The organism is Planktothrix sp. FACHB-1355, from assembly GCF_014748295.1.
Taxonomy (GTDB): Bacteria; Cyanobacteriota; Cyanobacteriia; order Cyanobacteriales; family Aerosakkonemataceae; genus Aerosakkonema; species Aerosakkonema funiforme_A.
In genome coordinates this window covers 1-4,289 of the sequence record NZ_JACJUP010000578.1, presented here as the reverse complement: position 1 = coordinate 4,289, position 4,289 = coordinate 1, and the positions used below count along the sequence as shown (strand labels likewise).

General features: G+C 45.7%; 4 protein-coding genes. 1 reads left to right on the top strand and 3 read right to left on the bottom strand.

Features of this window, described 5'->3' with window-relative positions:
- Nucleotides 1-106 precede the first annotated feature (106 nt).
- Nucleotides 107-1,156: a hypothetical protein gene (locus H6S82_RS21005; RefSeq protein ID WP_199315108.1), complete on the top strand. Its 1,050-nt coding sequence runs from the start codon at nt 107-109 to the stop codon at nt 1,154-1,156.
- On the opposite strand, the gene H6S82_RS21000 is transcribed toward H6S82_RS21005, so the two are convergent.
- The 3 genes from H6S82_RS21000 to H6S82_RS20990 all read right to left on the bottom strand — a co-directional run.
- Complete coding sequence (locus tag H6S82_RS21000; RefSeq protein WP_190461978.1) at nt 1,150-1,440, bottom strand: hypothetical protein; 291 nt, start codon at nt 1,438-1,440, stop codon at nt 1,150-1,152. The genes H6S82_RS21005 and H6S82_RS21000 overlap by 7 nt on opposite strands.
- 176 nt (nt 1,441-1,616) lie before the next feature.
- Nucleotides 1,617-2,474, bottom strand: a complete 858-nt coding sequence (rsmI, locus tag H6S82_RS20995; RefSeq protein WP_190461976.1) for a 16S rRNA (cytidine(1402)-2'-O)-methyltransferase — start codon at nt 2,472-2,474, stop codon at nt 1,617-1,619.
- A 15-nt stretch (nt 2,475-2,489) separates the two neighbouring features.
- Nucleotides 2,490-4,289, bottom strand: a 1,800-nt coding sequence (locus tag H6S82_RS20990) for an EAL domain-containing protein (RefSeq protein WP_242057050.1), incomplete at its 5' end; no start/stop codon positions are given.

Below are 4,289 nucleotides of genomic sequence, written 5' to 3'. Positions count from 1 at the left end.
ATTCTCGTCTGAAAATAAACTAGCGTTAGGCCAACAGTCTAAAAGCTACTTTATTTGCTATTTTTAAACTTTTTTGACATATTTTACCAGATTCAGGGCAAAAAGAATGACTCAATCCTTTGCATCTACAGGGGTTAACTTTAAATCTCCCAAACTTACAGCCGTCCAATCCCAAGCATCGGAATTGAAACTGCACTCTCTGGCGGCATTATGGGCACGGAAATACTTTCTCTCCGTAACTGCCGCTGAAGATGCAAAGCAACCGAGAAAGCTGGAAACTCTGATGGAAGTATCTTCTTTGGAGGGTAGAACTCGCACAGCAAACAAATTGAGCCAGAATCTGACTTTGGCTAGCGCCCAAGCTTGGTCTTTGACGGAAACGTTGCTGGGAGAGGAAATGCGACGCCACCGCATCAATCCCGATTTAATCAACCCCTTGGAGATTGCCGCAGATACGCGCAATTTATTTCAAAAAGCTCTAAATGCTTATACTAAAGAGATCCCACCTGCACGCCTATCGGTCATTTTGGGTGCAGATTGCGGTCGGGTGAGGCAGAAGTACACCAGCGTCGATCCCCGTGCGATCGGATTTGTGAGTATGCAGTTCCACTACACGGGCCAAAAGTTGCTGGCATCTCTATCGAAATCGGAGCAAGCATTGTTTCAGTCTTACTTAAAGGTCATGGACGACCATATGTATATGCCGTTGCAAGCGGCTTACAAAGCAGCTGCCGATCTGCCTTTAAATTCGCCCCAACTCTTAGCAGTTCAGCATCTTTTACCCGCGAGTACGAATATAGCCTATGCTGTTTTCGATCGCGTCTGTCGTCAGCATCCGGGCTATCAAAGCTACAGTGGCCTTGTCAGCGACGAAAAGGTGAAAATATCCAGCATCCGAGATGTGGAGATGTTTCAAGTATATTTGTGTTTATGCGTTCTTCAAGGTAACATTTTCTCGGTACAACAGGAGCTGTTTCCCTTATGCGTAATGTTGTATCCCCGATTGGGGGTGAGCTGGACATTAGTGCAGGATATGCTCCAAGCGATCGTCTGGGAATTGCACGATCGTCTGCGCTTAGAAGATGTCGCTGTCTTCTTACCCTATTTGCGTACCTTATCGGAAATGTTTTCTAAAGAGGTATTTCAAAACTATTGATTGCTAAACTGACTTTCTTCTACTAAGCTTACTTCCGAATCCGAGCAACTAATGGGATTGACTGCTAACGTTTCAGCGATCCCTTCTTCGCCTGTAATTTCCCCGATTATCCAAATGGGCCACAAAGCTGTTATCCAAAGCCTGACTAACGCCTTGACAAGAGTAGGGTTAATCGATTTATACTCCTGCCGATATTCCTTGCCACTGCCGATCGAGAGCAGATAGCAAATCATGCCGGAAAAAACATAAGCTGTTGCGGAAGACGCAAATAGCAATGCTGTCATGATACACCCCTAATACCAATAGGATCGGCATAGCCGTAGCAAAACATAGCTGGATGTAATCATGCAGCTTTTGTAAGACGGCTGTTGTAGTTTTTTTAACCTGTTTATCTTAAAGAATATAACCTTAATTTAGGGTGATTTCTGTAAAATTTTGATGAAGGCAGCTCGAGTTTGTCTTATATTTCTACAACAGGAAGAGAGAGCGCGAGCTGATATATCAAACGACGCGGCAGAGAGGTTGCTTTTGCGAGCTGGCGGCTGGCTTGCGAACGAGATATTCCCTGACCGAGTAGCTGTTGTAACTCGGATTTAAGGGTTTCCTCGGAAAAATTAGGCTTTTCTAGCTGGAGACCTGCTAGGGCGAGAGTAAATTCCCCTTGGGGCTCCCGTTGCGAATAAGCAAGTATAGCCTCTGCGATCGTTCCCCGCCAGAACTCTTCGTGCAATTTAGTTAACTCCCTTGCCAAGACTAGCTGCCGGTCTTCACCCAAAACATCTGCCAAATCTTGCAAAGTTTGCCGCAAGCGATGGGGAGATTCGTATAGAATAATAGTTCGGGATTCTGTTTGTAAAGCTTCCAAACGCTCCTTTCGGCCTGACCCTTTTGCAGGTAAAAAACCTTCAAACACAAATCGGTCTGTCGATAACCCAGATGCGCTTAAAGCTGTAATTGCCGCACTAGCACCGGGAATAGGTACTATCGGTATTTCTGCGGAGATACAAGCTCGAACTAACTCGTATCCTGGATCGGAAATCAACGGCATACCGGCATCGCTGACGAGAGCGATCGATTTTCCCTGCTTCAACAGATCTACTAACTCCGGAATGCGTTGCTGACGATTGTGTTCGTGGTAACTTATCTGGGGCGTAGCAATTTGAAAATGCTGCAAAAGTTTTCCTGTATGGCGGGTATCTTCCGCCGCGATCGTATCCACCATTTGCAAAATTCGCACTGCCCGGAACGTCATATCTTCCAGATTGCCGATTGGAGTTGCCACAACGTATAAAGTGCCGATGTGCGGAACCGTTTGCATATCAATTAATTCAACTTAAGAACAACGCCTTTCCAACCATATTTCTGGGTATATTGGGCTGGGTTTAGTCACTAAGGGATGGGGGGCGGCGATGCCATAACCCTGAGCGTAGTCTACCCCAATATCCTTTACTTTTTCCAGGATAGAGGCATTGGTAACGAACTTGGCGATCGTCTCAATACCCATAACATGAGCGATATTGTTGATTGCTTTGACGCTCTCGTAAGTAATTGTGTCATCCAAAATGCCTTCTATCAAATCTCCAGCTATTTTTAAATAATCCAAAGGTAACTGTTTAAGATAAGCAAAAGAAGAAATACAGCTACCAAAATCATCTAAAGCTACTCGGCAACCTAAATACTTGAGAGCGCGGATGAGCTTATTTGTTTGGCTAAAATTTGAGAGCGCAACGCTTTCAGTAATTTCAAAGCAAATCGTCTCAGGCAAGATTTCGTGGAGCGAGAACTGCTCATACAGAAAGTTAATAAAATTTTCGTCGTTAATGCTAGCTGTAGAAAGATTGAGCGCATAAAGAGAACGATGTTGCATCTCCCTACCTTGGCGAGCCTGCTTTGCCAAGAATGTGCTTATCACCCAGCGATCGATAATTGGCATGAGGTTGTATCGCTCAGCTGCTGGGAGAAAAGCCATTGGCGGAATCACCTCCCCTTTTTCATCCACCAAACGCAGTAAAACTTCGTGATATTCTCTGACAAAGCGATGGGAACCAACAGAAACTATCGGTTGATAGTACAAACAAAACTTGTTATCTGCCAGTTCCGAAGTTTGGGAATATTCGCTCTGAGTTTTATCTGTATCGTTTTCACCGATCGCTTGATTGATTCTGGCGATCCATTGTTTTTGATCTCGCTGTTGTGCCAAATCTTCATCGTTAGGTTTGTAGATGTGTACGCAATTGCGCCCTTTATTTTTAGCTTGGTAGCAAGCAGCGTCAGCTGCGCTCAATACCTTATCTACATTTTGTAAAACCACATGACCGTAAGTTTGGCAGTCAGTCAGGGGTACTACTCCGATACTGACGCCGAGACTGAAAGTTTTATCCTGCCATACAAACCGGAAAGTTTGGATCGCTTCTTTGAGCGATCGCGCTACTTTAAGTCCTTGCTGAAGAGGGCAATTATAGAGCAGTAAGGCAAATTCATCACCGCCGAGTCGCGCTAAAATATCGGTCTGGCGCACGTGAGTTTGCAACATAGCGCTGAGCTGACGTAGCAGCTCGTCACCAGCAGCATGACCGCAAGTGTCGTTAACAATTTTGAATCGGTCTAAGTCGAGATAACACAGGGTATGCTTTTGATTTTGTTTTCTGGCACCCAACACAGCTGCTTCCAGACGCTGCTCGAATTCGCGACGGTTGATCAGTCCGGTGAGCGCATCGTGAGTCGCTTCCCAAGACAACTGTTCGTTTACTTTAGCAAGGAAGGCGGTACGCTCTCCGACCATATCTTCCAAGCGTTCCTGATAATGCTGTAGCTGCTTGAGAGTTTGCTTGTGCTTGGTGACGTCTTCTACCATGCGAATGCCAAATTCGGGGTTACCCTCGCTATCGCGTACCAAATAACCGGTGACGTGACACCACATTAGCTGTCCGTCTTTGCAAAGATAACGCTTTTCCATTTGGTAGCGATCGCGCTCCCAAAACAGGTAAGGGTTGTCTACCCGGTAGCGATCGCGTTTCCTTGCCACGAGCTCCTGATGTATCTCCTCATCCTTGGGAAAATGCGATCTGGAATTTTTGCCATATCCTAGCATCTGCTCGAGTGCTGAATTCCTTGCTCCAGTTTGGCCTGCCAT